Here is a 426-nt window from a genome sequence, read left to right as displayed (position 1 = left end):
ATGTAAACCAGGTCATGAAATATTTATAGCACCTTTGCCTCTATACCATGTTTATGCTTTTAGCGTAAATCTTATTGTGTTTGCTTTGCAGGGAAATTTAAGTGTGTTGATTCCCGATCCTAGGGATCTCGATGCCTTTGTTAAAGCGATTAAGCCTTATAAATTTACGACCTTTTCGGGCATTAATACCTTGTTGGTAGGGTTAAGTAATCACTCAGGTTTTAGATCGCTCGACTTTTCAAACTTGAAATTAACCATATCAGGCGGGGCAACACTGACTACGAGTGCTGCTGAGCAATGGTATAAGTTAACGGGTTGCACCGTTTCTGAAGGGTATGGTTTATCTGAAACCAGTGCAGCTTTATGTCTTAATGTTCCCGGGCAGGAAGAAATTGGAACTGTAGGTCTACCTCTTAAAGATACGAT

1 protein-coding gene is annotated in these 426 nt (G+C 40.1%); it reads left to right on the top strand.

All coding sequences use genetic code 11. The features are described 5' to 3' along the window. Positions 1-426: AMP-binding protein (locus tag A3751_RS01975; RefSeq protein WP_156492195.1), on the top strand; the 426-nt coding region annotated here is incomplete at both ends.

This window comes from Oleiphilus sp. HI0080, assembly GCF_001635135.1.
The sequence above is the reverse complement of the archived record's forward strand: the minus strand, read 5'-3'. Positions and strand labels throughout refer to the sequence as shown.